The 26759-nt window shown below is 70.9% G+C and carries 26 protein-coding genes and 1 tRNA gene; 13 read left to right on the top strand and 14 right to left on the bottom strand.

The genetic code is table 11. The annotated features are described in order from the left end of the window. Positions 1–64: 64 nt before the first annotated feature. Positions 65–880, top strand: a complete 816-nt coding sequence (locus F8A92_RS00235; RefSeq protein ID WP_228389074.1) for a sigma-70 family RNA polymerase sigma factor — start codon at positions 65–67, stop codon at positions 878–880. Position 881: 1 nt separating this feature from the next. Here the strand turns inward: F8A92_RS00235 and F8A92_RS00230 are convergent, their stop codons facing one another. Both F8A92_RS00230 and F8A92_RS00225 read right to left on the bottom strand, forming a co-directional pair. Then, complete coding sequence (locus F8A92_RS00230; RefSeq protein ID WP_153502578.1) at positions 882–1694, bottom strand: maleylpyruvate isomerase family mycothiol-dependent enzyme; 813 nt, start codon at positions 1692–1694, stop codon at positions 882–884. Further along, positions 1691–2401 carry a mycothiol-dependent nitroreductase Rv2466c family protein gene (locus tag F8A92_RS00225; RefSeq protein WP_153502577.1) on the bottom strand — a complete coding sequence of 237 codons (711 nt, stop codon included), beginning with the start codon at positions 2399–2401 and terminating at the stop codon, positions 1691–1693. The genes F8A92_RS00230 and F8A92_RS00225 overlap by 4 nt, the downstream gene beginning before the upstream one ends. Positions 2402–2465: 64 nt before the next feature. On the opposite strand from F8A92_RS00225, the gene F8A92_RS00220 reads away from it, so the two are divergent. From F8A92_RS00220 to F8A92_RS00205, 4 genes are all read left to right on the top strand, one after another. Then, positions 2466–3341 carry a hypothetical protein gene (locus F8A92_RS00220; protein ID WP_153502576.1) on the top strand — a complete coding sequence of 292 codons (876 nt, stop codon included), beginning with the start codon at positions 2466–2468 and terminating at the stop codon, positions 3339–3341. A gap of 37 nt (positions 3342–3378) precedes the next feature. After that, positions 3379–4431 (top strand): PHP domain-containing protein, encoded by a 1053-nt coding sequence (locus tag F8A92_RS00215; RefSeq protein WP_228389073.1) that lies wholly within the window; start codon positions 3379–3381, stop codon positions 4429–4431. A 211-nt stretch (positions 4432–4642) separates the two neighbouring features. Beyond that, positions 4643–5296, top strand: coding sequence for a DUF1707 SHOCT-like domain-containing protein (locus F8A92_RS00210; protein WP_194291292.1), 654 nt, complete (start codon positions 4643–4645; stop codon positions 5294–5296). Beyond that, positions 5293–6156 carry an MBL fold metallo-hydrolase gene (locus F8A92_RS00205; protein WP_153502574.1) on the top strand — a complete coding sequence of 288 codons (864 nt, stop codon included), beginning with the start codon at positions 5293–5295 and terminating at the stop codon, positions 6154–6156. Before F8A92_RS00210 ends, F8A92_RS00205 begins: the two co-directional genes overlap by 4 nt. 38 nt (positions 6157–6194) lie before the next feature. On the opposite strand, the gene F8A92_RS00200 is transcribed toward F8A92_RS00205, so the two are convergent. Then, complete coding sequence (locus tag F8A92_RS00200; RefSeq protein WP_194291291.1) at positions 6195–6569, bottom strand: PaaI family thioesterase; 375 nt, start codon at positions 6567–6569, stop codon at positions 6195–6197. A 222-nt stretch (positions 6570–6791) separates the two neighbouring features. Next, positions 6792–8492, bottom strand: coding sequence for a dihydroxy-acid dehydratase (gene ilvD, locus F8A92_RS00195; RefSeq protein WP_153502572.1), 1701 nt, complete (start codon positions 8490–8492; stop codon positions 6792–6794). Between the two features lie 141 nt (positions 8493–8633). Between ilvD and F8A92_RS00190 the strand changes: the two genes are divergently transcribed. Beyond that, the gene (locus tag F8A92_RS00190; protein WP_153502571.1) at positions 8634–9485 is read left to right on the top strand and encodes an exodeoxyribonuclease III; all 852 of its coding nucleotides are present in this window, start codon (positions 8634–8636) and stop codon (positions 9483–9485) included. Between the two features lie 22 nt (positions 9486–9507). On the opposite strand, the gene F8A92_RS00185 is transcribed toward F8A92_RS00190, so the two are convergent. From F8A92_RS00185 to F8A92_RS00175, 3 genes are all read right to left on the bottom strand, one after another. Beyond that, positions 9508–9909 (bottom strand): VOC family protein, encoded by a 402-nt coding sequence (locus F8A92_RS00185; protein WP_153502570.1) that lies wholly within the window; start codon positions 9907–9909, stop codon positions 9508–9510. A gap of 97 nt (positions 9910–10006) precedes the next feature. Further along, entirely contained in the window at positions 10007–10558 is a 552-nt protein-coding gene (locus F8A92_RS00180) for a nucleosidase (protein WP_153502569.1), read from the bottom strand. 91 nt (positions 10559–10649) lie between these two features. Beyond that, positions 10650–10735: transfer RNA gene (locus F8A92_RS00175), tRNA-Leu, on the bottom strand. A 273-nt stretch (positions 10736–11008) separates the two neighbouring features. Here F8A92_RS00175 and F8A92_RS00170 point away from each other — a divergent pair. Next, the gene (locus F8A92_RS00170; RefSeq protein ID WP_153502568.1) at positions 11009–11854 is read left to right on the top strand and encodes a DUF427 domain-containing protein; all 846 of its coding nucleotides are present in this window, start codon (positions 11009–11011) and stop codon (positions 11852–11854) included. Between the two features lie 453 nt (positions 11855–12307). Here F8A92_RS00170 and F8A92_RS00165 read toward each other — a convergent pair whose 3' ends face one another. Both F8A92_RS00165 and F8A92_RS00160 read right to left on the bottom strand, forming a co-directional pair. Beyond that, positions 12308–13516, bottom strand: a complete 1209-nt coding sequence (locus F8A92_RS00165; protein WP_153502567.1) for a CaiB/BaiF CoA transferase family protein — start codon at positions 13514–13516, stop codon at positions 12308–12310. Positions 13517–13618: 102 nt separating this feature from the next. Next, positions 13619–15814: an MMPL family transporter gene (locus tag F8A92_RS00160; protein WP_153502566.1), complete on the bottom strand. Its 2196-nt coding sequence runs from the start codon at positions 15812–15814 to the stop codon at positions 13619–13621. A gap of 214 nt (positions 15815–16028) precedes the next feature. On the opposite strand from F8A92_RS00160, the gene F8A92_RS00155 reads away from it, so the two are divergent. Continuing rightward, positions 16029–16859 carry a GAF and ANTAR domain-containing protein gene (locus F8A92_RS00155; protein WP_194291290.1) on the top strand — a complete coding sequence of 277 codons (831 nt, stop codon included), beginning with the start codon at positions 16029–16031 and terminating at the stop codon, positions 16857–16859. Positions 16860–16873: 14 nt separating this feature from the next. On the opposite strand, the gene F8A92_RS00150 is transcribed toward F8A92_RS00155, so the two are convergent. The 4 genes from F8A92_RS00150 to F8A92_RS00135 form a co-directional block, all read right to left on the bottom strand. Then, positions 16874–18124 carry an NAD(P)/FAD-dependent oxidoreductase gene (locus tag F8A92_RS00150; RefSeq protein ID WP_153502564.1) on the bottom strand — a complete coding sequence of 417 codons (1251 nt, stop codon included), beginning with the start codon at positions 18122–18124 and terminating at the stop codon, positions 16874–16876. Positions 18125–18166: 42 nt separating this feature from the next. Continuing rightward, on the bottom strand, positions 18167–18607 hold the full coding sequence (locus F8A92_RS00145; protein ID WP_153502563.1) for an SRPBCC family protein: 441 nt from the start codon (positions 18605–18607) through the stop codon (positions 18167–18169). Positions 18608–18682: 75 nt separating this feature from the next. Beyond that, positions 18683–19102 (bottom strand): DMT family transporter, encoded by a 420-nt coding sequence (locus F8A92_RS00140; RefSeq protein ID WP_153502562.1) that lies wholly within the window; start codon positions 19100–19102, stop codon positions 18683–18685. A gap of 1 nt (position 19103) precedes the next feature. Then, a complete protein-coding gene (locus F8A92_RS00135; protein WP_153502561.1) occupies positions 19104–19418 on the bottom strand; it encodes a DMT family transporter in 315 nt (104 codons plus the stop codon). 101 nt (positions 19419–19519) lie between these two features. Between F8A92_RS00135 and F8A92_RS00130 the strand changes: the two genes are divergently transcribed. Together F8A92_RS00130 and idi are read left to right on the top strand one after the other, a co-directional pair. Further along, a complete protein-coding gene (locus F8A92_RS00130; protein WP_153502560.1) occupies positions 19520–20128 on the top strand; it encodes a TetR/AcrR family transcriptional regulator in 609 nt (202 codons plus the stop codon). Next, the gene (idi, locus tag F8A92_RS00125) at positions 20125–20724 is read left to right on the top strand and encodes an isopentenyl-diphosphate Delta-isomerase (RefSeq protein WP_228389072.1); all 600 of its coding nucleotides are present in this window, start codon (positions 20125–20127) and stop codon (positions 20722–20724) included. The genes F8A92_RS00130 and idi overlap by 4 nt, the downstream gene beginning before the upstream one ends. Before the next feature lie 4 nt (positions 20725–20728). Here idi and F8A92_RS00120 read toward each other — a convergent pair whose 3' ends face one another. Continuing rightward, positions 20729–22567, bottom strand: coding sequence for a glycoside hydrolase family 15 protein (locus tag F8A92_RS00120; RefSeq protein WP_153502559.1), 1839 nt, complete (start codon positions 22565–22567; stop codon positions 20729–20731). Positions 22568–22626: 59 nt separating this feature from the next. On the opposite strand from F8A92_RS00120, the gene tpx reads away from it, so the two are divergent. The 3 genes from tpx to glpK all read left to right on the top strand — a co-directional run bounded on the left by tpx (position 22627) and on the right by glpK (position 26600). After that, positions 22627–23124, top strand: coding sequence for a thiol peroxidase (tpx, locus tag F8A92_RS00115; protein ID WP_153502558.1), 498 nt, complete (start codon positions 22627–22629; stop codon positions 23122–23124). A 151-nt stretch (positions 23125–23275) separates the two neighbouring features. Beyond that, on the top strand, positions 23276–25042 hold the full coding sequence (locus tag F8A92_RS00110) for a glycerol-3-phosphate dehydrogenase/oxidase (RefSeq protein ID WP_228389071.1): 1767 nt from the start codon (positions 23276–23278) through the stop codon (positions 25040–25042). 40 nt (positions 25043–25082) lie between these two features. Continuing rightward, on the top strand, positions 25083–26600 hold the full coding sequence (gene glpK / locus F8A92_RS00105) for a glycerol kinase GlpK (RefSeq protein WP_153502557.1): 1518 nt from the start codon (positions 25083–25085) through the stop codon (positions 26598–26600). Positions 26601–26759 lie beyond the last annotated feature (159 nt).

Raw genomic sequence — 26759 nt, 5'->3', positions numbered from 1 at the left:
TCCACGCCGGCACCCGCTGAAGAAACCGGCGACTTGGAACCGGCCTTATCTGGCGAGGCTCCCCGTGGAATCAGTGAAGACCGATGTGCCCAGACCGGGACTGCCCATCCAGTCCGAATCAGCTCCTCGCGAGGAGCGCGCAGCCGAGACCAAGCGCTTGCTGATCCGCGCTGCGAGCGCCCGTGAGCCGTTCCGCAGCAGGCTGCGGCGGCAGGTGGTGATGATCAACATCAACGTGGCGAACGACGTCGCGAACCGGTACCGCAACCGCGGCGTACCGCTGGACGACCTGCGCCAGGTGGCCTACGAAGGGCTGCTGCACGCAGTCCTGCGCTTCGACGTCACCAAGGATCGGGATCTGGTCTCGTACGCCGTCCCGACCATGCGGGGCGAGGTACGCCGGTACTTCCGCGACCAAGGGTGGACGATCCGGCCTCCGCGCCGCGTGCAGGAGCTGCAGTCGGAGATGACGCGGGCCCTCGAGCGGCTCGCTCACGAGCTCGGCCGCCCACCGACCCGCGCCGAGCTATGCGCGGAGACAGGCGCCTCGCAGCAGGATCTCGACGAGACGGACCTGGCCCGCAGCTGCTACGCACCGGCGTCACTGGACCAGCCCGCAGGCCAAGGACCGACCCTCGTCGGGCAGTACGTGCGAGCGGACGACGGGCCCGGACGCGAGAGCGAGGCACGGCTCATGCTGGCCCCGGCGGTACGTCGGCTCGGACCGCGCGATAAGGAGATCCTCTATCTGCGGTTCTTCGAGGACCTGACGCAGAAGGAGATCGGCGAGCGTCTCGGCGTGACCCAGATGCAGGTCTCGCGGGTGCTGACACGGATCCTCTCGGAGCTGCGCACCGCCATCACGGGGGACGCCGCGTGAGCTACATCGTGTAGCCGAGGCTGCGCGCGATGCGCCGCCCCAGCTCGACGTCACCGCTGGTCTCCACCCGCGCGGCGACGGCGTCGATGTCGCCCCGGTTGCCGGTCAGCCGTGCGAAGTCCGTGCTGGTCATCCGTAACGACACCGTCGGGTCGTCGACGAGCTCGCCCACGTTCGCCCTCCCCTCGGCCACCGTGATGCCGTAGGTGCGGGGAACCTGCCCGGTCAGCTCGAGATTGACCCGCGAACCGTCGGGAGCTTGTGCGCGCTTTCCCACCATGTAGCCGATCGCGCGTTCGACCTCGGCGATGGAGATCTCGGCGGCCGGGCCGCCCTCGTGCCCGGGTGAGCCGATGCTGTCGCGCACGTCGAGCTCGTGCAGCCAGAGGTCGTACACCCGGATCCGCATGAAGTCACCGAGCGTGCCCTTGCCGACCGGCGTCCAGGACTCAGCGTCGAAGTCCTCCTGGGACTGTCCCTCGAGGACGGCGGTGCGGCGAGCCGTGACGTCGGCCCAGCGCTCCCGCATGCGCTCGGGTGAGTCGTCACGCATGGTGTCGACCCACTGCTCGTTACGGACCGCGATCTGGTTCTTCAGGTGCGCTCGTGAGTCGTCGACCTCGACGGTCGGCTTCTCGCCGAGCAGCATGTACTCGGTGCCCAGGCAATGCGCGAACACGTCGGTCACCCGCCACCCCGGAAGGATGCTCGGCGCGGCGTAGCGCTCGTCGCCCAGATCGTGCATGAGCGCGCTCAGGGCGGCGAACTCGTCGAGGTATCCGGTGACGATCTCGTCGCGGGTCGGGTTGCTCATGCGCGCTCCTCGAAGGTGATCTCGGTGCCTCGGTTGATGCTGATCCAATCCCGGCCGCGAAGGTAGGGCTCGAGAGTCGCCCGGATCGCCCGCTCGTCGGCGGGCGACTTGGGGCGTTGGATCTCGTACAGGTGCGGGAACTTCAGCCAGGCCGTGGTCATCCTCCAGAGCTCGAGCGCCTCGTCACCGGTCGGCGGGTCGATGAGCACCGGCCCGAACAGGGCCTGTCCGTCGGGGAAGAACATCGTCGGCACACCGAACCCTCCGGCGGCGATCACCTTCTCGTGCTCGGCACGTACCTCGTCGTGTGTGACCGGATCGGCGAGCGCCTCGTCGAACGCTTCCTGCGGCGCGCCGATCTCGGCCAGCAGGGCGCGCGCGTTGTCCGGCGCGTGCGGCTGACCGCCGTCCAGGTGCAGCTCGCGGCCGATTCGTTCGTACCAGGCGTCCAACAGCTCGGGATCGCGTCGACGTAACCAGGCCCCGATCCGCATGAGCGACCATCCCCAGGCCCAGTCGCGCTCCCACGGGTGCTTCTGGTCGTCGCGGCGATTCACCTCTTCCAGGCTGAAGAACCGCCAGTCGATCCGCAGGCCCGTGAGCCGGCGGACCTCGCGCAGCCACACCGACGTCTGGTAGGCGAACGGGCACATCGGATCGAAGTGGAAGTCGACCCGCTCGGGTGGTGACGAGGCGGCATCAGTCATGACTGCACCTTTTCATCTTCGATGCCCGGGGGCCAGCACTTGCGCGGCCGCGCAGACTGGAGGCATGACGACGTCCTCCCTGGCTGCGCCGCCGGACGGCGACGGTGCCGCGGTCATCACGTATCGCTACGTGCGGCTGATGCTGGCCGCTGCAGTGTTCGCGATCGGCGTCGCGGTCACCCTGAGCGCCGTCTCGGAGAGCCGGATCCGGGGCTCGATCAGCGCCTACTACTACTCCCCTGCGCAGACGGTGTTCGTCGGCGCGCTGTGCGCGATCGGCCTGGCGCTGGTCGCCCTGCAAGGCGGTACCGGCACCGAGGACAACCTGCTCAACCTCGCCGGTCTGTTCGCGATGGTCGTGGCCATCGTGCCCACGCCGGTCTGCCCCATCGGACCGCCGTACGGCGTGGTGAACTGCGAGACGACCGCGGTCCCGCGCTCGTTCGTCCCCGAGGTCTCGAACGCCTCGCGCACGCTCGCCGGCGTCGTCCTCGCGGCGCTGGTGTACATCACCATCGCCCTGTGGCGACGGGTGCGCGCCGGCGAGCGCGCCATCATCGCCGGGCTTGCCGCCGTCTGGATTCTTTTCATAGTCGGCGTCGGCGCAGCGCTCCTCCGCCCACAGTGGTATCTCGTCACCGCGCACTATGTCGCCGCGTCGGGGCTGTTCGCCTGCATCACCTGCGTGGCGGTGATCAACGCCGACCGAGCCGGACGCCGCGATCCCACGACGCTCCGGATGCTCACCCCCGGCGTGTATCGCCGGTCGTACGTGGTGCTCGCGGCGGTCATGACGCTGGCGGTGCTGACCGCGATCGCGCTGTTCGTGGTGGTCGGCGGCGGGGGCTGGCTGATCTGGATCGAGATCGTGCTGATGGTCGCCTTCGTGGTTTTCTGGCTGCTGCAGACCGCGGAGAACTGGCGCACCGAGTCGCACTGACCTCGCGGCCGCGGCCGCCATCGGGAAGACTTGAGGCGTGCTCACCCCTCCACCGCCGCTCTCCGCCCCGCTCGCCCCCGAGCAGGCTCTCCGCCGGACGGCCGCCCTGCTCGAGCGCGACATGCAGAGCAGCTTCCGCATCGAGGCCTTCCGGTCGGCGTTGAAGGTCGTGATCGGGCTGCCGGCCGGCGAGCTGGAGCGACGCGTCGCCGACGACTCGCTGCGCGAGCTCGAGGGCATCGGCAAGACGACCGCTGAGCTGATCGGGCAGGCCGTACGCGGTGAGCTGCCGAGCTATCTGGCGGACCTGCAGCGCAAGGCCGAGCCGCTCACCGCCAGCAGCTACACGGCCCTGCTGCGCGGCGACCTCCACCTGCACAGCGACTGGTCGGACGGCGGATCGCCGATCCAGGAGATGGTCATGACCGCGATGGAGCTGGGGCACGAGTACGCCGTCCTCACCGATCACTCGCCGCGCCTTCGGATCGCCAACGGACTGAGCGCGTCGCGGCTCATGGAGCAGCTGCGGATGGTCGATGCGATCAACCAGCTCGTCGCTCCCGACTTTCGGCTGCTGAAGGGCATCGAGGTCGACATCCTGGACGACGGTGCCCTCGACCAGACGCCGGCGATGCTCGGGCGACTGGACGTCGTGGTCGCCAGCGTGCACTCGAAGCTGCGGATGGATCAGCGCCAGATGACCCGCCGCATGGTGCGCGCGGTGCAGAACCCCCGCGTCAACGTCCTCGGGCACTGCACCGGCCGGCTCCTGCAGGGCGGCCGGGGCACCCGGCCGCAGTCGACGTTCGACGCCGAGGCCGTGTTCGCCGCGTGCCACGAGAACGGGGTCGCGGTCGAGATCAACTCACGGCTCGAGCGCCAGGATCCCCCCGACGAGCTGATCGACATGGCCCTGCAGATGGGCTGCTTGTTCTCGATCGACTCCGACGCGCACGCCCCCGGCCAGCTCGAGCTCAAGGCGTACGGCGCCGAGCGCGCCGAGCGGCTCGGGGTGCCCCCCGACCGGATCGTCACCACCTGGCCCGTGGACCGGGTGGTCGAGTGGGCCGGCGGCGAGCGGGCGGAATAGATGAAAATTCTCTTACTGCAGTTGTCGTAATCGACTACCTGGGCTTATTCTCAGCATGCAGGGCAGGACATCGAGATCGTTGCCGCAAGATTCCGAGGCGTTCCGCCGGCCGTGTGGGGGACGCCAGCCAGTCGGGGGGTGGCGGGCGTCCCCTATGCATAGCCCCCGCCGAACGTGGCCCAATCGTGCCCGCTCTCGTAGCGTAGGAGCCATGACCTCACCCGAACCACACCCCGAGCCGGTGCCGATGCGCGCGAGCGACCTGGACCGACGGCGTACCGCGGGGCTGCTGCACGATGCCCTGGGCCGCGGGCAGCTCAGCATCACCGAGTTCGACGAGCGGACCGCCGCCGCGTGGTCGGCCGTCTACCGCAAGGATCTCGAGCCGCTCACCCACGACCTGGTGGACCCGACGTCCGAGTCGCCGCTGCACACACCGGCCACCGACCTCCAGCCACCGGCGTCCATGCGGGTCACCGGTGACGGTGGGCCGAGCCTGTCGGTCGCCCTCTTCAGCGGCTTCGAGCGCAAGGGGGTGTGGACGGTGCCGTCGCGGTACACGGCGATCGCCGTCATGGGCGGCGGCAGCCTCGACCTGCGGTACGCCAACCTGGGCGCGGACCACGTGACGATCACCGCCGTGGCGATCATGGGCGGCATCGAGATCATCGTCCCCGACGACGTCGCGGTCCGCGAGCGCGGCGTCGGGGTGATGGGTGCCTTCGTCGACGACCGCCGCTGGAAGGGTGCCCCGGTGGTGCCGCCGCCCGGCGCACCGGTCATCACCATCAACGGCGCCGCGATCATGGGCGGCGTCAGCATCATCCGCAAGCCGGCCGGGCCGAAGCAGGAGGTGGATCGATGACCGAACGCCGGACGCTCGGCCGGCACACCACCATGCTGTGCGGCGAGGAGAAGGGCAAGTACCCGTGGGGCAACCCGCTGCTCGTCGAGGGCAGCGACGGGCGGGCGCTGCTCGACTCCGCGCTCAGCGTGCCGATCCCGGACGTCGACGTCGTGCTGCTGAGCCACTTCCACGAGGACCACACCTGCGGGCTGTCGGCGCGCCCGGACCTCGACGTCCGCGTCCACCCCGCGGACCTCGAGGCGGTACGCGACCTCGACGCGTTCTTCGCCGAGGGCGGCTACGACGAGCCGGAGTTCCGCCAGGAGCTCGTCGAGCGGTACGCGCACGGGCCGATCCCGCAGGCGGCGCCGCTCGGCGAGGACGCGATCGACCTCGGCGGCGTGCAGATCGTGCCGGTCCACCTGCCCGGGCACACCGCCGGGCACTGCGGCTTCCTGATCGAGCCGGACGGCGTGTTCTTCACCGCCGACGTCGACCTGTCGAGCTTCGGGCCGTTCTACGGCGACGCGCGGGCGTCCCTCAGCGACATGCGCTCCTCGCTGCACCGCGCCTCCCAGATCGATGCCGCGGTGTACTCGACGTACCACCACAAGCAGGAGGTCCGTGACCGCGCGGTGTACGCCGAGCTGCTGGGCGCCTTCGCCGGCGTGCTGGACGCGCGAGCCGACCGCGTGCTGGACCTGCTCGACCGGCCGTCCACCGCCGGCGACCTGGTCGGCCGCGGCGTGGTCTACCGCCCCGGCAAGGTGCCGACGTACGCCGCCACGTCCGAGCTCAAGATGGCCCAGCTGCACCTCGACGAGCTCGTCGAGCAGGGCCGCATCGTCCGTGAGGAGGACCGCTACCAGCGCGTCTGACGCCGGCCCTGCGGCGGGCGACCGGACGGCGGCTCGGCCTAGCGGCGGGAGGACTGGATGAAGGTGGCGACGGCGCGCGCGATCGGCTTGCCGTCGGACTCCCGGCAGACCTCGGCCTCGACCACGATGGTGGTGCGTCCCGCCTTGATCACCGACGCCTCCACGCACACGACGTCGCCGGGGTGGGCCGAGGCGAGGTAGTTGACCGTCATCGTGGCCGTCGCGGTCCGCATGTCCGTGTCGACCTTGGTGCGCACGGCGCGGCCCATCGCGCTGTCGCACAGCGTCGCGATCGCGCCGCCGTGCAGGATGCCGCCGCGGTTCTCATGGTCCTCGGTGACGGCGAGCCGGCCGCTCGCCGTACCCTCGCCGGTGATCTTGACGGTGTAGCCCGTCAGCTCGCGATATCCCACACGCTGCCCCTCTGTAGTCCGCCCACGACCGTATCCGTAGGCCGGCAGGGCGCTGCACGGCGGGCTGTGCACGGGCCGGTCCGGCGAACGTCGCTCAAGGCTGGGCGTCGGCCCGGAGAACGTCGCGCTGGAGGCCGGCTGTCCACCCGGAGTGGACAGCGAGCCGCCAGGGCGACGGTTTCCGGACGGGCCCGGTTACCTCGGGCGGTCGGCGGGAGCCGGTCAGTCCAGGAGCGTCGTGGCGCCGTCGTCCGCCTGCCGCACATGGGCGGCGTACTTCGCCAGCACGCCGGTGCGGTAGCGCGGCTGGGGCGGCTCGCGGTCGGCCAGGCGCGCCGCGATCTCGTCGTCGGGGACCTCGAGGGTCAGCGTCCGGTTCGGGACGTCGATGGTGATCGTGTCGCCCTCGCGGATGGCCGCGATCGGGCCGCCGACGAAGGCCTCGGGCGCGACGTGGCCGATCATCAGCCCGCGGGTGGCACCGCTGAACCGGCCGTCGGTCATCAGCCCGACCGAGTCGCCCAGGCCCTGCCCCACCAGGGCAGCGGTGATCCCGAGCATCTCCTGCATGCCGGGGCCGCCCTTCGGGCCCTCGTTGCGGATGACCACGATGTCGCCCGCGACGATCTTGGTGTGCAGCACGGCGTCGGTGGCCTCCTGCGCGCTCTCGAACACCCGGGCGGGGCCGGACATCGTCGTCGGCTCGTAGCCGAAGAGCTTGACCACGCAACCGTCCGGGGCGAGATTCCCCTTCAGCACGTGGATGCCGCCGGTCGCCTTGATCGGGTTGTCGACGCTGCGGACCACGTCCTGGCCGGGGGTCTCCACGGCCTCGGCGGCCTCCTCGGCGAGGGTGCGGCCGGACGGCGTCGGGCTGCTGCCGTCGATGTGCCCGCTCTCGATCAGCCGCCGGCAGACGAGCTGGATGCCGCCGGCCCTGTCGAGGTCGGCGGCGGCGTACTGCCCGCTCGGCATCAGGTTGCAGATCAGCGGCGTCCTGCGCGAGATCGCGTCGAAGTCGTCGATGCTGAGCTCGACACCGACCTCGCGGGCGATGGCGAGCAGGTGCAGGACGGCGTTCGTGGAGCCGCCGGACGCCGCGACGCCGGCGATCGCGTTTTCGAACGCCGTCTTCGTGAGCACCTGGCTGGGCCGGTAGTCGCGACGCAGGACGTCGATGATCAGCTCGCCGATCCGGGTGCCGATGTCCTCCTTGCGCGGGTCCTCGGCCGGCGGTGACGCCGTGCCGATCGGCGAGAGCCCGAGGAACTCCATCGACATGGCCATGGTGTTGGCGGTGTACTGGCCGCCGCAGGCGCCGGCGCCGGGGCAGGCGCGGTTCTCGATCTCGCGCAGCTCGGCGGTGTCGATCTTGCCGGCCGCCTCGGCGCCGATCGCCTCGTACACCGACTGCACCGTCAGCTCGCGGCCCTTGTAGTGCCCCGGCATGATGGATCCGCCGTACAGCAGGACGCTGGGCACGTCGAGGCGGACGAGCCCGAGGGCGAGCCCGGGCAGCGTCTTGTCGCAGGCCCCGAGGCCGATGATGGCGTCGAACATGTGGCCGCGGCCGACCAGCTCGAGGGAGTCCGCGATGACCTCCCGCGAGACCAGGGACGTCTTCATGCCCTCGGTGCCCATCGTGACGCCGTCGGAGATCGCGATCGTGTTGAACTCCATCGGCGTACCGCCGGCCGCGCGCACGCCCTGCTTGACCTTCTCGGCCAACCCGCGCAGGTTGAAGTTGCACGGCATCGTCTCGATCCAGGTGTTCGCGATGCCGATGATGGGCTTGCGCAAATCGTCGTCGGTGAACCCGATGCCCTTCATCATCGCGCGGGCCGCGGCCCGGGAGTTGCCGTCGTACAGCGTGCTGCTGCGGGTGCGCAGATCGGCGTTCGGGCCGTCGTTCTCCGTGCTCATCGCGATGCCTCCGGGTCGTCGGTCAGTACCTCGAACATCGACGCCCGGCCGCTGCTTGTCAACCGCCGGGCGCGTCGCGGCCGCGGGCGCCCCGCCTCAGGGAGCGCGCGCCGACTCCGGGGGGCGGCATACGGTGGGCGGGTGCGGATCGCGACCTGGAACGTCAACTCAGTCAAGCAACGCGTCGATCGGCTGCTGCCGTGGCTGGACGAGCGGGGCCCGGACGTCGTCTGCCTGCAGGAGCTGAAGGTGACCGAGGAGGCGTTCCACGAGCTGCTCGGCGACGAGCTGACGGCGCGTGGCTACCAGATCGCGGCGCACGGCCAGGCGCAGTGGAACGGGGTGGCGATCCTGTCGCGGGTCGGCCTGTCGGACGTCATCGCCGGTCTGCCCGGCGGCCCCGGGTTCCCGGGGCAAGAGGCCCGGATGGTGTCGGCGACCTGTGCGGACGTCGTCGTCCGCTCGGTCTACGTGCCCAACGGACGGACGCCGGACTCGGAACACTACCGCTACAAGCTGGAGTGGCTCGAGGCGTTGCGCGCAGTGGTCGCCGCCGGGCCCGCCGCGCAGGTGGTGTGCGGGGACGTCAACATCGCGCCGGCCGACCAGGACGTCTTCGACCCGGCGGCGTACGTCGGGCACACGCACGTGACCGGACCGGAGCGGGCCGCCCTGGTCCGGCTGCATGACGCGGGCCTGCGGGACGTCGTCCGCGAGCGGTGGCCCGACAGCCGCGTCTTCACGTACTGGGACTACCGCGGCGGCATGTTCCACAAGGACCTGGGCATGCGCATCGACCTCGTGCTGGCCTCGGACCCGGTCGCCGAGCGCGTGCGCGCGGCGTGGGTCGATCGCCAGGCCCGCAAGGGGACCCGGCCGAGCGATCACGCGCCGGTGATCGTGGACCTCGACGAGGCACCGGACGGCGACATCGGACCCGTCGTGCCGCCGCCGTCGCGCGTGGCCAGGACCGGACGGCTGCCGCAGGCCTAGTGCCTCGCCGGTCGGCGCACCGCTAGCCGATGTTGAACGACCAGGTGATGCCGAACTTGTCGGTGAGGTCGCCGTACACCGCTCCCCACATCTGCTTCTCCAGCGGGGTGCCGATGGTGCCGCCCTCGGCCAGCTTCTTGAACTGCTGCTCCATCGTCTCGTGCTCGTCGCCCCAGAGGGTGAGGGTGGATCCACCGCGGACGAGCTCGTCACCGGGCTTGGTGGAGTCGGCGGCCATGAGGGTCCAGCCGGCGTCGGTGGTCAGCTGTCCGTGCATGATGGCGTCCGGGTCGAAGCCCGCTCCGGCGCCCATCTCGCCGAACTTGTTCAGGTCGACCGTGCCGCCGAACACCGACTTGTAGAACTCGAGGGCCTCGGGAGTCTCACCCGAGAAGGCGAGGTACGCGCTGAAATTGATGGCCATGGTTCGCTCCGTTCCTGCTTGCTTGCCTGCCACGAGTCACGCTACTGCCGAGGACCGACAGCCGGAACCGTCGAGCAGCGGGCTCGGGTCGGCTCGCTCAGCCGACGTTGTCGCGGAGCCAGTCGCCGAGGGCTCGCGCGCTGCGATCGACCAGCTGCGGCCAGTTCATCGCCGACTCGTCGGCCTGGTCGCTGATGTGCTTGACCAGGCGCACCGGGACGCCGAGCTGCGCGCAGGCCCGGGCGATCGCGAAGCCCTCCATGTCGACCATGTGCGCCTCGCGCGCCAGGATGTCGCGCACGACCGCGTCGGAGATGAAGCTGTCGCCGGTGGCGAGGGTGCTGCCGTCGCCGTCCTCGATGGCCACCTCGTCGACGATGTCGTAGCCCATCGAGCGCAGCGCCGCGGCACTCACATCGTGCATGCGCACGACCGAGGGCAGGTACAGCCCGCTGACGTCAGGACGGAGCGCGCCCGCCGTGCCGATGTTGATGACCCGCGCCGTCGGCCCCACCTCGAGAACAGCCCGCGTGACGGCGATGGCGGCGTCGGTCTTGCCGATCCCGCAGATGAGCAGCCGCAGGCCAGGGGGCACGTACTTCGCCTCGGCGCGCGTGGCGGAGACGACGATCAGGTCGGAGGCGGGCACAGCGGCCACCTTACCCACGCCGCCGGCCGCCGGTGATCGACTGCGATCGCAGAAACCAAGAACCGCCCGAGCTGTCGCTCGAGCGGTTAGGTGGTGGGCAAGGGGGGACTTGAACCCCCACGTCCTTGCGGACACTGGCACCTGAAGCCAGCGCGTCTGCCATTCCGCCACTTGCCCGTGACTACGACGAGCAAGGCTACCACGCACGTCAACGACCGCTGCGGGGGCCTCGACACCCGGGGCGGGCCCGCTGCGGTAGCTACGTCTCGCCGGTAACGACGTCGACAGGGCAAACAACGGTCGTCGAGCGAGCGGAGCCGATAGGCGGAGCGACGTCGAGACGCCGCAAGCCGACAGTTCGTCGAATCACGGCTCGGCCACCGTGAGGGAGGACCGCTCCACGGCGCGGCGGTTGTTGACCGGCCGCTGCACGCGGAGGACAGTCGGGGAATGGCACTTCGGTTCGCCGATCACGAGTTCGCCGCCCTCCCGCAGCTGCGCTGGCATCCCGAGGCGAAGCGCATTCAGGCGTTCGCCGGCGGCCGGCCGGTGATCGACACGACGCGGGCCCGGATCGTGTGGGAACCACGCCGCGTCGTCCCGTCGTACGCCGTCCCGATCGAGGACCTCGCCGGCTCCCTGGTCGAGGGTGCACCGGCCGCCGAGGGTGCCGGCGGCGCCGAACGCGCCGTGCGAATGGGCGACGGTCCGCCGGTGCTCGACCCGCGGACCGGCTTCCGCATGCACACCACGGCGGGGACGACGTACGACGTCCGGACGGCCACCGCAACGCTCGCCGACGCTGCGTTCCAACCCGGCGACGGCGACTTCGACGGCTACGTGATCGTCGACTTCGCGGCCTTCGACGAGTGGCGGGAGGAGGACGAGGTCCTGGTAGGCCATCCACGTGATCCGTTCAAGACCGTCGATACGCGGCGCAGCTCGCGGCGGATCACCGTGCAGATCGCCGGCGAGACGGTCGCCGACTCGACCCGCTCGGTGATGCTCTTCGAGACCTACCTGCCGACGCGCTACTACCTACCACGCGACGACGTCCGCATGGACCTGCTGACGCCGTCCGACTCGACGTCGATCTGCGCCTACAAGGGGCGCGCCCGGTACTGGTCGGCCGACGTCGGTGGCACCCGGGTCGACGACGTCGCGTGGAGCTACGAGGAGCCCGACAACTACGCCGTCCCGGTCAAGGACCTCGTCTGCTTCTACAACGAGCGCGTGGACATCAGCGTGGACGGCGTCCCGCAGGAGCGTCCCCGCTCGCCGTGGTCCGGCGAGTGATCAGGCGGTCGTTGCGCGGCGGCCGGTCCGTGGTGGCGGTGAACCAGCGACCCACGGCGTCTCGACGTCGCTGCGCCTAGCGGCTCCGCTCGCTCGACGACCACTGAGGGGCCCGACCGTCGGGGGGCGGGCCGGCTCTTTCCGGTCGTCGCGCGGGGGCCGGTCGGTGGTGGCGGTGAACCAGCGACCCACGGCGTCTCGACGTCGCTGCGCCTAGCGGCTCCGCTCGCTCGACGACCATCGGGGGGGGGCGGCGACCGTTGGAGGCCGCTCGGTGACCGGTGGGCGTCTCGATGACCGTCGGGGGGCGGGCCGGCTCTTCACGGTCGTCGAGCGAGGGCGAGGAACGAGCCCGACGTCGAGACGTAGAGCGAGGGCGAGGAACGAGCCCGACGTCGAGACGTCGCGCGCTCGGCGCACCTCTGAGGCGGTTCAGCGGCGGTAGGAACGGGGTCAGGCGATGGTGCCGGTGGCGCGCATCCGGGCTATGTCCGCGTCGGCGTAGCCGAGCTCGGCGAGCAGCTCGGCAGTGTGCTGCCCCGGCGACGGGGGCGGCGACGCCGGCGCGGTCGGCACGCCGTCGACGAAGAACGGGGTCGCCACGGACCGCACACCGGGCAGCGCCGGATAGTCGACGACGTACCCGTTAGTCCGCGCCTGCAGGTCGTCGTGGATGTCCTGCGGCGTCGCGACCATCTCGAAGACGATGCCTGCGGCCCGCAGCACCTCCACCCAGTGCGCCCGCGGCCGCGCGCCGAACGCCTCGTCGAAGCACGCCACCAGCTCGCGCGAGCTCGCCAGCCGGTCGGGCTTGGTCAGGAAGCGGGGATCGTCCTTGAGGTGGCTCAGCCCGAGGCCGTCCGCCAGCAGCGGCCACTGCCGCTCCTCGTTCAGCACGGCGAGCACGATCCACGCGTCGTCGGCGCACCGGTAGTGACAGGTCAGCGCGTTCATCGCCTCCTCACGCGGCGGCCGCGGCGTGAACGGGGCGGCGTTCAACGCCGCGGTTCCAAGGAAGCCGTTCGCCCACAACCCGTTCGCCAGCAGCGACGAGCGGACCACGGTGCCCTTGCCGGTGCGCTCGCGCTGTAGCAGTGCGGTGACGATCCCGGCGTACATGCTCATCGCGGACGGGTGGTCGCCCATTCCCGCGACCGACCGCGCCGGCACCGCGGCGCCGTCGGTGCGCACCTGGTCCATCAGCCCCGAGCGGCTCCAGTACGCGGTGGTGTCGAAGCCCGGCTTCGTCGCCTCCTCGCCCTTCTCGCCGTACGCCGTGAACGAGCCGTAGATCAGCCGCTCGTTCAGCGCGACGAGCGATGCCTCGTCGATGCCGAGACGTCCACGCGCCGCGATCGGGTAGTTGGTGACGAAGACGTCGGCCGCGGTGACGAGGCGACGCAGCACGTCGCGGCCGTCGTCCCCGGCCAGGTCGATCGCCAGGCCGCGCTTGCCGCGGTTGTCCAGCAGGCTCCCGTAGTCGAGGTCGGCCGCCGGATTCCCCGGTAGCCGGTGGACCTGCCGGTAGGGGTCACCGGCGCCCAGTGGCTCGATCTTCACGACGTCCGCGCCGAGGTCGGCCAGGATCATCGTCGCCGCCGGCGCGGCGATGTAGCTGCCGCAGTCGATCACCTTCAGTCCGGAAAACAACAGCTCGCTCATGAGGCCTCCGCTCGGTGGGCGCGCCACGTCCTGCGCCATCCGTACCGTAGCGGACGCCGAACGCTCGCTCGGTACACCGCGATCCCGCAGCGGCCGCGCGGCCTACCGGTCGACCAGCTCGCGTTCTTCGGGGGCGGCGTCCTGCGCTGGCGTGCGGTGGGAGAGCTTCGACGGCCACCACGTGAAGCGCCCGGCGTCGATCGCCAGCGCCGGCACCAGCAGGGTGCGCACGATCAGGGTGTCGAGCAGGACCCCGAAGGCCACCACGAATGCCAGCTGGGCGAGGAACAGCAGCGGGATGACCGCGAGCGTCCCGAACGTCGCCGCGAGCACCACACCGGCGCTGGTGATCACGCCGCCGGTGACCGTGAGCGCCCGCGTCACGCCCGCACGCGGGCCGAGGCGGCCCACCTCCTCGCGGGCGCGCGTCATGAGGAAGATCGAGTAGTCGACCCCGAGCGCCACCAGGAAGATGAAGCCGATGAGCGGTACCGCGGGGTCCGATCCGGGGAAGTCGAAGACGTGGTTGAACAGCAGCGCCGAGACACCGAGCGCGGTCCCGAACGAGACCACCGTCGCCACGATCAGCATCAGCGGGGCGACCACCGCCCGCAGCAGCATCATCAGGATGACGAGCACCACGGTGAGCACGATCGGGATGATGATCCGCAGATCCTGCTGCGACGTCTCCTTCGTGTCGTACTTGACGGCCGGATCGCCCCCGACCAGGGCGTCCCGATCGACGGCATGCGCGACGTCGCGCACCGGCTCCACCAATTGCTGCGCCTTGTCGGGATCGGTGGGCACGACCACGACCTCGGTGCGGCCGTCGTCCGTCTGACCCTGGCCGACGGTGGCGCTCGCGACGCCGTTCGTGCCGCCGAGCTTGTCGACCAGCTCGGGCGCCTTGTCCGCGGCGATGACCACGCGCAGCGGGTCGGCGGCTCCGGCGTCGAAGTGCTCCTGCAGCGCGCGCTGTCCGTCGACGGCGTCCACCTTGGTGAGGAACACGTCGGCGTCCGCGGTGCCCTCGGCCTTGAAAGTGGGGACGGCGAAGCAGAAGGCGATCAGGACGGCGCCCACGGTGATCCAGATCCGCCGCGGGTTCCGCTCGACGCTGCCCGCGATGCGCGTCCACACGCCGTGGGACTCCGCGCGGTGCTCGCCGGCGTGCGAGATGCGCGGCCAGAACACCCAGCGGCCGAGCATCAGCAGCGCCGGGAGGAAGGTCAGCGACACCGCCACGGATGCGACGATGCCGATGGCCCCGACCGGGCCGAGACCGCGGTTGGAGTTGAGGTCCGACAGCAGCAGGCACAGCAGGCCCGCGATAACGGTGCCCGCGGAGGCCGCGATCGGCTCGACGCACGCCCGCCACGCGGCCTTGATCGCGTCGAACGGCCGGTCGTGCTTCTCCAGCTCCTCGCGGTAGCGGGAGACCAGCAGCAGGCTGTAGTCGGTGGCCGCGCCGATGACGAGGATCGACAGGATGCCCTGGGACTGGCCGTTCAGCACGATGATGTCGGCCTTCGCCAGCAGGTACACGATCAGCCCGGCGAGCGCGAGACCGGTCACCGAGGAGAACAGCACGAGGAACGGCAGGATCACCGACCGGTAGACGACCAGCAGGATCAGCAGCACGACGCCGAGGGTGACCAGCAGCAGCAGGCCGTCGATGCCGCCGAACGCCGCGCCGAGATCGGTCGCGTACCCGGCCGGTCCGGTGACGTGCACCGTCTGCGCGCCGGTCGCGTCCGGGACCTGGGCACGCAACGCCGCAACGGTGGCTTCCAGATACGTCTTCTCGCCGTCGATGAGCTGCGCCATCTTCGAGGAGTCCAGCGGAATGATCAGCAGCACGCCCGATCCGTCGTTCGCCGGCAGCGCGAGCGACGGCTGGTTGGCGGCGAGCAGCTCGGTGAGCGGGGTCCCGTCGACCGTCACCTTGCCGACGATCTGCGCGGCGTACGCCGCACCGGGCGGACCGGCCGGCGGCGCTCCTCCGAAGGCGGCCTTCTGCGCTTCGGCATCGAGAACCGTCACGAGCGCCGGCAGCGCTCCCGAGTCGTCGAGCTCACGGAGCTTCTCGCTCGCGCGGACCGACTCGGCGGACGCCGGCAAGAACGCCGAGGCGTCGTTGGTGGACACCTGGGACAGCTTGCCCATGGTCGGTCCACCGATCCCGGCGATCGCCAGCCACCCGAGAATCACCAGCGCTCCGAGCACCCCGCGGCGCCACCGACGAGGAGTGGTGTCGCGAGTCTGCGCCTCGCGGCGTCCGGGGGGCGTAGCAGGCATCTGTGCTCCACAATCCAGAGATAACGGCGGTCGAACGAACCCTTGCCAGCGTATTCGTAACCGGCCCGGCCGCGGATGGGTGCGGGCCGGAAATCGGCTCACCCTGTGCGATCCACCGTCGCGCGAATGGTATTTCTATTGCACCGTTGCCATCAGCCGGCCACCGGGCGGAGCAGACGCCCATCACAGGTCGCGGCGACGTGGAGGACACGTAATGGACGGCCCTGACGGTCTGCGCATGGCGGAGATCGCCGCCCGGCTCCACCGGGACACCGACGAGGACCTGACGGTCGACTCGATCGTCTCTCTCGCGGTGGAGGTGATCCCGGACGCGCAGCTGGCGAGCGTGACGCTGAACGCGTCACGCCGTGCCGGTTTCGCCACGCTCGGCGCCACGTCCGACATCGCGCGTCAAGTCGACCAGCACCAGTACGACCTGCTCGAGGGCGCCGCCGTCGAGACGGCCGAGCGCGAGGAGTGGGTGCGCAGCGGCGATCTCGACACCGATGGCCGCTGGCCGCGCTGGGGCGCGGAGGCGGCGGACCTCGGTGTGCTGTCGGTGCTGAGCGTCGCGCTGAAGACCGAGGAGCGCCGCACCGGTGCCCTCAATCTCTACAGCCTCCAGCGCGGCCGGTTCGCCGATCGGGAGACTGTCGAGGTCGCGCTCATGTTCGGCGTGCACGCCTCCAGCGCGCTCGCCGCGTCGCGCGTCGTCAGTGGCCTGGAGAACGCGTTGAGCACCCGGCACACGATCGGCATCGCGCAGGGCATGCTGATGGAGCGCTACCAGCTCAGCCTGGACCAGTCGTTCAACGTCCTGCGGCGGGTCTCCTCCCACGAGAACACCAAGCTCGCCCAGGTCGCCCGCCAGCTGGTCGAGACCGGGAGCCTGCCGACCTCGCCCGAGCAGGAACCGTCGGTCGAGTCGCACCCCATCCAGCGGGACGGGTCGTCGATGGGGTACGTCGTGGCCGACTCGCGGGACGCCGCGCCCGACTCCCTCGACCCCGCGCCGGATCGCTCCCGCGAGCGTGCCGCGGACTGAGCGTCGCCGGCCGCTCAGCTGCTTCGAAGGTCCTCGACGATCGATGCCGCGGCACGTTGCCCGGAGACGAGGGCGCCCTGGATCGACGCCGTGTCGCGATGGTCGCCGGCGACGTACCGACGCGGGCCCCAGCGGGTCGCGGACGTGACGCGCAACGGTGCCGGTTGCTCCGGCAGGGCGTCGGGGATGTCGTGCCGCGTGATCAGCTCCCAGTCGTCGGTCGCCGTGCCCCAGATGCGCGCAGCGTGCGCGCGAGCCTGGGCCTCCGAGACCTCGGTCCTGGGCCGCAGCAGCGCGCTGGCCTGGACGAGGTGCCGCCCGCGAGGCGCGTATCCCGGCGCGACGTTGCTCACGACCGCGGTGTTCACGAGCGGGCCGGAGCGGGTCCCGTCGACCGCGATCAGCCGGCTCGATGACGGCGCGACGGCAGCGCCGAACCACCAGGTCGTCAGCCCCTTCGTCGGTACCGACGGCGCGCCGGTGAGCCGTGCCGCGGCACGCGGTCCGGTGGCCACGAGGACGGCTCGGCTGCGCACCGGCGCCCGGTCGGCGCAGCGCAGCACGACCCCGTCGCCCGACGCGGTGTCGTCGATACCGGTCACCTGGCAGTCGAGGTGCACGCGAGCGTCTCCCAGGCGCTCGGCGAGCTGCTGCGGCAACGCCCGCATCCCGCGCTCGGGCAGCAGCGGCCGACCGAGGACGAACATCCGCATCAGGAGGCGGACGAAGGCGTCGGAGGTCGCGAGGTCGTCCTCGGCCAGGACACCGGCCAGGAACGGCTCGAGCGCCTGCGACCGCAGCCGCCCGCGCAGCCCGGCGCGGTCCCACGCCGCGCGCAGCGTGCGATCGGGGCCCGCGACGACCCGTCGGGGAGCGGCCAGCACCGGCGCCAGCCAGCGGACCGCCGCGATCACGTCGCGGGGCTGGAGCAGTCCGCTGCGCAGGGTCGGCGGCAGCAGTGCCGGGTGCCGCACCGGGTGTGCGAGGGTGACCAGCCGGCCGTCGCGGCGGACCAGCATGCCCGAGTCGAAGCGGTGGCAGCGCAGCGCCGGCAGGTCGACCATCCGCCGTACGGCGGGGTAGGCGGAGTTGAGGATCTGGAAGCCGCGATCGAGCTGGTAGCCGTCGACGTCGTCGGTGCGGACCCGGCCGCCGACGACGGGCTCCTGCTCCAGCACAACGACGTCGTACCCGCGCCGCGTCAGGGCGACGGCCGCGCTGAGCCCGGCGAGGCCGGCACCGACGATCGTCACGTCATGATCCACCGCCGGCCACCTTCGTCGTCATCGGGTCCGTCCGGACGCCGGTCAGGCGGGTCGTCCGAGCACTTCGGCGAGCCGGTCCGCCGTCTTGTCGCCCAGCCGCTTCAGCAGCAGCACGAGCAGCGGATAGAGCGGCGCGAAGGCGGTCGGGAACTCGAAGGTCGCCCGGTAGCGCACCGAGGAGCCACCGTCGGCCGGCGAGACGCGGATGTCGTCGGTGCTCGTCGTCGAGCCGGTCGAGCCGACGATCTGGAAGCTCGTCCCGGGCCGGTCGACCCCCGTCACGACGTACTGCAGCTCGACCTCGCGTCCGGCGAACTTGGACCGGTTCAGGTACCGCGTGCCCTCCGAGCCGTCACCGCTGAGCCGGACGCACGACACCGTGCCGGCGTCCCACTCCTCGGCGTTGCGGAAGTCGAGCAGGTAGTCGAAGGTGTCCTGGGTGCTTCGGCGCGAGGCGACCGTGCGATCGATGCTGAGCTTCATCCGTCCTCCACGAGATCGGGTGCGGGCGGGCGAGGCCGAGCGATCAGCGTCGGCACCGGTGAACGGTCCGAGCACTCACCCACGAGCCTCCGACTCTAGCCGCGCATCCACACCGGCGTCCGGCTCATCGCGAGCGGGTTCACCGTGGGCGCCGGCGAGCTTCAGCGCGACGAGCGCGACGATCAGGCCGGCCACCAGCCCGATCCGCAGCAGGCTCGCCGGGTCGCCGAACGCCGCGATACCGACCGCGACCGCCCCGACGCTGCCGATGCCGGTCCACACCGCGTACCCGATGCTCAGCGGGATCGTCCTGATGCCGCGCGAGAGGCACGCGAAGCTGGCGATCGCGCACGCCCCGAACAGCACGCCGAAGCGGGCATCCTGCTGCTGCAGCTTCAGCGCGACCGTGAACCCGACCTCGAAGAGTCCGGCGACCAGGATCCACAGCCACCCCGAGCGACGGGGGTGGCCGGCGAGCGCCTTCGGTGCGGTCACGTCACTCCCCCGTCAGCTTGAGGCCGACGATGAGCGCCACCACGACCGCGACGATCAGCACGACCCTCGCGCTGAGCCGCTCCTTGAACGCCAGGCCGCCGACCAGCACCGTGCCGACCGCGCCGATCCCCGTCCAGACGGCGTAGGCGGTGCCCACCGGGATCTCCTGCAGGGCTACCGACAGGAGGCCGAAGCTGACGATCGCGCAGCCGACGAAGCCCCAGATCCAGGCCTTGTGCCGCTGCCCGAGCTTCAGGCAGGTCGTGAAGCCGACCTCGAACGCGCCCGCGATCAGCAGCGCCAACCAGGGGTTCATGCCCTCTCCCTCCGTTATCGCTCATTCGTGCTAAATAGATGTCCTGTCTGTTTTAGCACGTTTGGGCGGTCTCGAAGCGATTCCGTGCTAAGACATAGGTCATGCCGCGGATCGTCGACCACGAAGAACGGCGTCGCGAGCTCGCGACGTCGGTGTGGTCGATCATCCGCACCGACGGGATCGAGGCGGTCACCATCAGGGCACTGGCCGAGCGCAGCGGGTGGTCGAGCGGCGCCGTCCGGCACTATCTGCCGACCCGAGAGGCGATCCTCGAGTTCGCCGCCGGTCAGGTCGCCGCCGAGGCGCGCCGCTTCATCGAGTCGCGGCCCGTGACCGGTGACGCGGTGCAGGACTTCCGGACCGCCCTGCTCGCGACGCTTCCGCTGACCGCCGACACGCGCGCCTACCTCGAGACCTGGCTGGCGTTCGTCGGCGCGGCGGTCACCGGCCAGGGCCCGGCGCAGAAGGCCCTGCTGTACGACGACCTGCACTCGTTCCTCGTCGAGACGCTGACCGGCTTCGCCGCGGACGGCCGGCTGGCCACCGGCTCCGTCGGCGCCGTCGCGATCTCACTGCACGCCCTGCTGGACGGGCTGGCGGTGCACCTGCTGCTGCACCAGATCACCGGCCGCGAGGCGGAGGACGCCGTCGACCGCTGGCTGGCCGGGTCGCTCGTTGTGCCGGACCCTGTCCGGGAGCCGGCCTCGTGACCGCCGCGGACGGCTCGGACATCGAGCAGGTGGTGCTGGTGGACGACGCGGGCCGCGCCCTCGGCGCGGTGCCGAAGGCGACGGTGCACACCGACCGGACGCCGTTGCATCTCGGCTTCTCCTGCTATGTCGTGGATCCGGCGGGGCGGATGCTGCTGACCACCCGGGCGGCCGGCAAGACCTTCGGCGGGGTGCTGACCAATGCGTTCTGCGGCCACCCGGCGCCCGGGGAGCCGCTCGAGAGCGCCGTACGTCGCCGCGCGGCGCACGAGCTGGGCCTGGAGCTCGGCGATGTGCGGCTCCTGCTGCCGGACTTCCGCTACCGCGCCGAGCTGCGCGGGGTGGTCGAGAACGAGCTGTGCCCCGTGCTGCTCGCGACCGGGCGCGGCGCGCCGCGCCCCGACCCGTCCGAGGTGTGCTCGCTGGAGTGGGTGAGCTGGCCCGGGCTGCGCGACGACGTCCTCACCGGGCGGCGGGCCGTGTCGCCATGGTTCGCCGACCAGATCGCGCTGCTGGCCGGCGCGAACGACGACCCCCGCGAGTGGCCGCCGGGCGACCCCGCGCGACTGCCGGCAACCCTCCGCGACGCGGGCTGAGGCCTCACTTGCCGCGTCGGGGACGTGGCGCGGCCTGGTCGCCGCCCTCGGCGTCCTGCTCCGCCGATTCGATCGCATAGGCGGCGACCACGAGCGCGAGGTGCGAGAACGCCTGAGGGAAGTTGCCGATCTGGCGCTGCGCCTTCGTGTCGTACTCCTCCGACAGCAGCCCGACGTCGTTGCACAGGCCGACCAGGCGACTCATCAACGCGTGGGCGTCGTCGAGCCGGCCGATCAGCGCGTACGCGGAGACGAGCCAGAACGAGCAGGCCAGGAACGGCGACTCGTCGCCGCTGAGGCCGTCGACGCCGGACTGCGTGCGGTAGCGCAGCAAGAGCCCGTTCTGCAGGAGGTCGTGCTCGATCGCTTGCACGGTGGCGATGTAGCGCTCGTCGTGCGGATCGATGAACCCGACGTCCGCCATGAGCAACAGCGAGGAGTCGACCTCGGTCGTCTCGTAGTGCTGTGTGAAGCAGCCGCGCTCGGAGCTGAAGCCGTGCTCCATGATCTCCGCGCGCACCGCCTCTCGCGTCTCCTTCCAGCGGTCGACGTCGCTGTGCATGCCGTGGTGCTCCACGCCGGAGATCGCGCGGTCGAGGGCGGCCCACACCATGACCCGCGAGTGCGTGAAGTAGCGCTTGGGGCCGCGGATCTCCCACAGCCCGTTGTCGGGTTCCTTCCAGGTGTCGCAGAGATTGTTGATCAGCGCTCGCTGGACCTGCCAGGCGTGCTCGGGCTCCGGGTCCGCCCCGACGTCGCGCATCATCGCGAGCGCGATCATGACCTCGCCGAGGACGTCGGCCTGGCGTTGATCGACCGCGCCGTTGCCCACCCGCACCGGTCGCGAGTCCTCGTAGCCGGAGAGGTAGTCCAGCTCGCGCTCGGGCAGCTCGCGGCCGCCGTCGACGGTGTACATGATCTGCACGTCCTGCGGATCGCCCGCGACCGCTCGCACGAGCCAGTCGCGCCAGGCGAGGGCGGCGTCGGCGAAGTCCGCCATCAGCAGCGCCTCGAGGGTGAGCGCGGCGTCGCGAAGCCAGCAATACCGGTAATCCCAGTTGCGCTCGCCTCCGATGTCCTCGGGCAGCGATGTCGTGGGCGCCGCCACGATGCCGCCCGTGGCCTCGTGGGTGAGGGCGCGGAGGGTCAGCAGCGACCTGCGGACCGCGGCGACGTACGGCCCGTCGTACTTCAGCGGCTTGATCCACGAGGAGTACTCGCGCAGGTTGCGCTGCACGCGGCTGCGGATGTCGATCGGCAACGGGATCGGCCGGTACGACGGCGTATAGGTCGTCTCGAAGACGAGGACGTCACCGGCGTGGACGTCGAACTCGTCGCAGTGCCGCCGGTCGGCGGCCTTCGGCAGGTGCGGGCCGCGCAGGGTCAGCCGGTCCGGGCCGGCCACCGCGACCAAGATCTCGTCGCACCCGTAGTCGCTGTAGTCCCGCCACCGGGAGACCCAGGGCATCACCTTGCCGTAGGTGAAGCGGACCACCCACTCGTGCTTGAGGCGCACGGTGCCCTCGACGCCTTCGATGCGCCGGACGACGTCGTGCCGGCCGTCGCCGAACGGCATCGAGTCGTAGACGCGGACCACGCCGCTCGGCGTGCGGTGCGTCGTCTCCAGGACCATCGAGTCGTCGACGTACCGTCGCGTGCTGGTGATGTCGTCGCCCATGGGACCGATCAGCCACCGCCCGTTGTCGGGATCGCCGACCAGCGCCGCGAATGCGGCCGGGGAGTCGAAACGGGGCAGGCACAGCCAGTCGATGGATCCTTCGCGGGAGACCAGCGCGGCGGTGTGCCGGTCGCCGATGAGTGCGTAGTCCTCGATGTTGGCCATGCGAGCAGGCTATCCCCGCCGTGCACCGCGGAGGCAAGGGTTGTGGTAGCAAAGTACGCATGGCAACCACCGCTCTCCGGGGCAACCCCGTTCACACTGTCGGCGAGCTTCCTGCTCAGGGCAGCAAGGCTCCCACCTACACACTCACCGGCTCCGACCTCTCGGAGGTCAGCTCCGACTCGACGCAGGGCAAGCGCGTCGTCCTCAACATCTTCCCGAGCGTCGACACCGGCGTCTGCGCGGCGAGCGTCCGCAAGTTCAACGAGCTCGCCGCGGGCCTGGACAACACCGCGGTCGTCAACGTCTCGGCGGACCTGCCGTTCGCGCTCAGCCGGTTCTGCGGCGCCGAGGGCATCGACAACGTGATCGCCGCGTCGGCGTTCCGCGACGACTTCGGCCAGCGGTTCGGCGTGACGATGACCGACGGCGCGATGCGCGGGCTGCTGGCCCGCTCGGTCGTCGTCGTCGACACCGACGGCACCGTCCTGCACAGCCAGTTGGTTCCCGAGATCACCACCGAGCCCGACTACGACGCAGCGGTCGCCGCGCTCGGCTGACCCGTGCGCGCCGCCGGTCGGATCCGGCGCGAAGGCCCGGCAGGTTCGCCTGCCGGGCCTTTCGCCACCCCATAACCGGGACCGACGTGCGCCTGCAGTGGCACCATGGGGAGTGCGCCTGGCTTCCACGCGATCGGAAAGAGGTCTGCCCTTGTCCAGCTCTGCCCTCACGGCTGCGTCCCGCGAGCGCGCGCTGCGCGCGATGTGCGACGACGCGGGCGTCGACCTGCTCGTGGTCGGCGGCGGAGTGACGGGCGCGGGCATCGCCCTCGATGCGGCCGCGCGCGGACTGCGGGTGGCGGTCGTCGAGGCGCAGGACTGGGCCGGCGGCACGTCGGCCTGGTCGAGCAAGCTCATCCACGGCGGCCTGCGGTACCTGTACAACTTCGACATCGCGCTGGTCGCCGAGGCGCTGCGAGAACGCGGGCTGCTGCTCGATCGCACCGCGCCGCACCTGGTCAAGCCGCAGCCGTTCCTGTGGCCGCTGAAGAATCCGGTCATCGAACGCACCTACAGCGCGGTCGGCGTCGGGATGTACGACGTCCTCGCCCAGATCGGCGCGCGCGGCCGGCGGGTCGTGCCGGGCCAGAAGCACTACTCGCGAGAGGGCGCCAAGGAGCTCTTCCCCGGCATGAAGGACGACGCGCTCGCCGGCGCGATCCGGTTCTACGACGCGCGGGTGGACGACGCCCGTCTCGTCATCGACCTGGTGCGTACCGCAGCCGGCTTCGGCGCCCTCGCCGCGAGCCGCACCCAGGTCACGGGCTTCACGAAGGACGCCGACGGGACGGTCACCGGGGCCAGCCTGCGCGACCTGGAAGGCGGCAGGGACTACGCGGTCAAGGCTCGGTACGTCGTCCTCGCCACCGGCGTCTGGACCGACCGGACCCAGCAGCTGACCGGCGCCGAGCACGGCCTGGAGGTGCTGGCCTCCAAGGGCATCCACATCGTCGTCCCGCGTGAGGCCATCGACGGCACCACCGGCATCTTCGTGCGCACCGAGAAGTCGGTGCTGTTCATCATCCCGTGGGAGCGGTACTGGATCATCGGCACCACCGACACTCCGTGGACCGAGGGCCTGGAGCATCCGGTGGCCACCGCCGAGGACATCGATTACGTGCTCGAGCACGCCAACGAGGTGCTCACCAACCCACTCGGCCGCGCCGACATCATCGGCGTGTACGCCGGACTCCGGCCGCTGCTGCAGCCGAAGGCGAAGGACTCCGCGACCTCGACGAAGGTCAGCCGGGAGCACACCGTGAGCGAGGTGGCCCCGGGCGTGTGCGCCATCGCCGGCGGCAAGCTCACGACGTACCGGGTGATGGCCGAGGACGCCGTGGACTTCGCGATCAGCCAGATAGACGGCAAGGACGCGTTGAAGGACCGCCCGTGCCTGACCGAGAAGATCCCGCTGGTCGGTGCCGCCCGGTACGCCGGAGCGGTGGCCAACGGCCCGCGCATCGCCCGCGAGCGCGGGTGGGACGCCGAACGCGTCGATCACCTGCTCGGTCGGTACGGCGACGAGATCGCCCAGCTGCTGGAGATGATCGACGCCGATCCCTCGCTCGGGCAGCCGCTGGCCGGCGCCCCGGCCTACCTGCGGGCGGAGGTCGCCTTCGCGGTCACCCATGAGGGAGCCCTGCATCTCGAGGACGTGCTGCGCAAGCGGGTGCGTCTGGACTACGAGATGCGCGACCGCGGCGCGGCATGCCTGCCGGAGATCGCCTCGATCGTGCAGCCGCTGCTGGGCTGGTCGGACGCGCAGACCGAGCGCGAGATCGCGGCGTATCGCGACCGGGTGGCCGGCGAGCTGGCCGCCGAGCAGCAAGCCACCGACGCGTCGGCGGCGGCCGCGCGCGAGCAGCACCCCGACCTGGTGCCCATGCTGTCCCCCGAACGGCACGTGCAGCCCCTCTAGGGTGGGAGGCGTCCCATCACCGGGTAGCGGGGAGCGGCGAGTGACCGAGCAGTATGTGCTGGCGATCGACCAGGGGACGACGAGCTCGCGGGCGATCCTGTTCGACCACGCGGGGGCGATCGTCAGCGTGGGACAGCTCGAGCATCACCAGCACCTGCCCCGAGCCGGGTGGGTCGAGCACGACCCTCTGGAGATCTGGTCCGCCGTCCGCGAGGCGGTCGCGCAGGCGCTCGCTCGCGCGGAGGTCAACAAGGAGCAGATCGCGGCGATCGGTATCACCAACCAGCGCGAGACCGCGGTCGTGTGGGACAGGCACACCGGTCGGCCGGTGTACAACGCGATCGTCTGGCAGGACACCCGCACGCAGCGGATCTGCGACGAGCTCGCGGCGGACGGCGGGGTCGACCGGTACAAGCCGATCTGCGGTCTGCCGCTGGCGACGTACTTCTCGGGCCCGAAGGTCAGCTGGATCCTCGACAACGTCGAGGGCGCCCGCGAGCGTGCCGACGCCGGGGACCTGCTGTTCGGCACGGTCGACTCGTGGCTGATCTGGCTGATGACCGACGGGCTGCACGTCACCGACGTCACGAACGCCTCGCGCACGATGCTGATGGACATCCGCACCCTGCGCTGGGACCCCGGGATCTGCCGCGACCTGCGGATCCCGATGTCGATGCTGCCGGACATCCGCTCGTCGTCGGAGGTGTACGGCGAGGGGCGGCGCACCGGCCTGCTCACCGGCGTACCGATCGCCGGGGACCTGGGCGACCAGCACGCGGCGATGGTCGGCCAGGCCTGCTTCACGCCGGGCGACGCCAAGAACACCTATGGGACCGGCTGCTTCATGCTCATCAACACCGGCGCCGAGCCGGTCACCAGCGAGCACGGCCTGCTGACGACGCTCTGCTACCAGCTCGGCGACGAGCCGCCGACGTACGCCCTCGAGGGATCGATCGCGGTCGCCGGATCACTGGTGCAGTGGCTGCGCGACAACCTCGGGCTGATCGAGACGGCGCCGCAGGTGGAGGCGCTGGCGCGGACGGTCGAGGACAACGGCGGCGCGTACTTCGTTCCGGCGTTCTCCGGCCTGTTCGCGCCGTACTGGCGCAGCGACGCGCGGGGCGCGCTCGTCGGGCTGACTCGGTTCGTGAACAAGGGACACATCGCGCGGGCCGCGCTCGAGTCGACCGCCTACCAGACGGCCGACGTGATGGCGGCGATGCTGGCGGACGCCGCCGAGCAGGGCGTCGCGCTGACGGAGCTCAAGGTCGACGGCGGGATGACCGCCAACGACGCGCTCATGCAGTTCCAGGCCGACATCCTGGACGTATCGGTGATCCGGCCACAGGTCACCGAGACCACCGCGCTCGGCGCGGCGTACGCCGCTGGACTGGCGGTCGGGTTCTGGTCGGGCAAGGAGGACATCCGCGCCAACTGGGCCGAGGACCGGCGTTGGAGCCCGACGATCGATCCCGAGCTGCGCGGGAAGCTGCTGCGCGGCTGGCACAAGGCGGTCACGAAGTCCCTGGACTGGGTCGACGACGACGTCGAGAGGTGATGCGCCAGATAGCGCCGGGTCAACGGTCGTCGAGCGAGGGCGAGGAACGAACCCGACGTCGAGACGCGGAAACCGCGCAATGCCGCCGACCACCACCTCACTACGTCTCGACGTCGCTCCGCCTAGCGGCTTCGCTCGCTCGACGACCGTGAAAGGCAA

The organism is Cumulibacter manganitolerans (genome assembly GCF_009602465.1).
GTDB classification, from domain to species: Bacteria; Actinomycetota; Actinomycetes; order Mycobacteriales; family Antricoccaceae; genus Cumulibacter; species Cumulibacter manganitolerans.
The sequence above is the reverse complement of the archived record's forward strand: the minus strand, read 5'-3'. Positions and strand labels throughout refer to the sequence as shown.

Bases quoted from the DNA above. Each gene is read 5' to 3' on its own strand.
- F8A92_RS00230 (WP_153502578.1), bottom strand. From the start codon at position 1,694: ATGAGCAACCCGACCCGCGACGAGATCGTCACCGGATACCTCGACGAG.
- F8A92_RS00225 (WP_153502577.1), bottom strand. From the start codon at position 2,401: ATGACTGATGCCGCCTCGTCACCACCCGAGCGGGTCGACTTCCACTTC.
- F8A92_RS00220 (WP_153502576.1), top strand. From the start codon at position 2,466: ATGACGACGTCCTCCCTGGCTGCGCCGCCGGACGGCGACGGTGCCGCG.
- F8A92_RS00210 (WP_194291292.1), top strand. From the start codon at position 4,643: ATGACCTCACCCGAACCACACCCCGAGCCGGTGCCGATGCGCGCGAGC.
- F8A92_RS00205 (WP_153502574.1), top strand. From the start codon at position 5,293: ATGACCGAACGCCGGACGCTCGGCCGGCACACCACCATGCTGTGCGGC.
- ilvD (WP_153502572.1), bottom strand. From the start codon at position 8,492: ATGAGCACGGAGAACGACGGCCCGAACGCCGATCTGCGCACCCGCAGC.
- F8A92_RS00185 (WP_153502570.1), bottom strand. From the start codon at position 9,909: ATGGCCATCAATTTCAGCGCGTACCTCGCCTTCTCGGGTGAGACTCCC.
- F8A92_RS00170 (WP_153502568.1), top strand. From the start codon at position 11,009: ATGGCACTTCGGTTCGCCGATCACGAGTTCGCCGCCCTCCCGCAGCTG.
- F8A92_RS00165 (WP_153502567.1), bottom strand. From the start codon at position 13,516: ATGAGCGAGCTGTTGTTTTCCGGACTGAAGGTGATCGACTGCGGCAGC.
- F8A92_RS00160 (WP_153502566.1), bottom strand. From the start codon at position 15,814: ATGCCTGCTACGCCCCCCGGACGCCGCGAGGCGCAGACTCGCGACACC.
- F8A92_RS00155 (WP_194291290.1), top strand. From the start codon at position 16,029: ATGGACGGCCCTGACGGTCTGCGCATGGCGGAGATCGCCGCCCGGCTC.
- F8A92_RS00145 (WP_153502563.1), bottom strand. From the start codon at position 18,607: ATGAAGCTCAGCATCGATCGCACGGTCGCCTCGCGCCGAAGCACCCAG.
- F8A92_RS00135 (WP_153502561.1), bottom strand. From the start codon at position 19,418: ATGAACCCCTGGTTGGCGCTGCTGATCGCGGGCGCGTTCGAGGTCGGC.
- F8A92_RS00130 (WP_153502560.1), top strand. From the start codon at position 19,520: ATGCCGCGGATCGTCGACCACGAAGAACGGCGTCGCGAGCTCGCGACG.
- F8A92_RS00120 (WP_153502559.1), bottom strand. From the start codon at position 22,567: ATGGCCAACATCGAGGACTACGCACTCATCGGCGACCGGCACACCGCC.
- tpx (WP_153502558.1), top strand. From the start codon at position 22,627: ATGGCAACCACCGCTCTCCGGGGCAACCCCGTTCACACTGTCGGCGAG.